We start from the raw sequence: 547 nt of genomic DNA, 5'->3' as shown, positions 1-547 counted from the left end.
GGCGCGATAGGCGTGATGGTGGCCAACGACGCCGCCGCGCTCGGCATGGAGGTAACGGGCTACGACCCCTTCATCTCCTGTCTCTTATACACATCTAGATGTGTATAAGAGACAGGTGGATATACAGCGCCATCGCGTCACCCCCGTAAATCCCGAACTTAGCTTCCGCCGACCCATCCTCAATAACCCCGAACTTGCCCCACTCGGCGAACGACGACCCTACGAACAAACAGACTGCAACGGCAACAACAGACAGCTTTTTCATAAAACTGCTCCTTCCGGTTTAAGATTATATAAATACTGCGAACTTATCGCTGCGCGGCTAACCGCAACACCCACAATAAAATATAGTATTCGGGCGCAACCGTTTTCAACTTTTTTTACAATAATATTACACCGTCCCCGAACACCCGGCCCTATAGAATATGTTAGACTTATCCATAAGGGCATAATGTTACATAGCGGCGGCAATTATTTAGTGATCACCCGCGCCATGATTACGCCCTCTATGGCCCTGATTTTGTCCACCGCGCCGTCCGGCACCGCG

At 51.0% G+C, this 547-nt stretch carries 1 protein-coding gene; it reads right to left on the bottom strand.

Features of this window, described 5'->3' with window-relative positions; genetic code table 11:
* Positions 1-94: 94 nt before the first annotated feature.
* A complete protein-coding gene (locus ACYVRA_RS08425) occupies positions 95-265 on the bottom strand; it encodes a hypothetical protein (RefSeq protein ID WP_461252278.1) in 171 nt (56 codons plus the stop codon).
* Positions 266-547: the final 282 nt, after the last annotated feature.

The sequence above is a fragment of the Treponema sp. R8-4-B8 genome (assembly GCF_054786175.1).
Note: the sequence above shows the minus strand (reverse complement) of the source record. Positions and strands in the feature narration are given on the sequence as shown.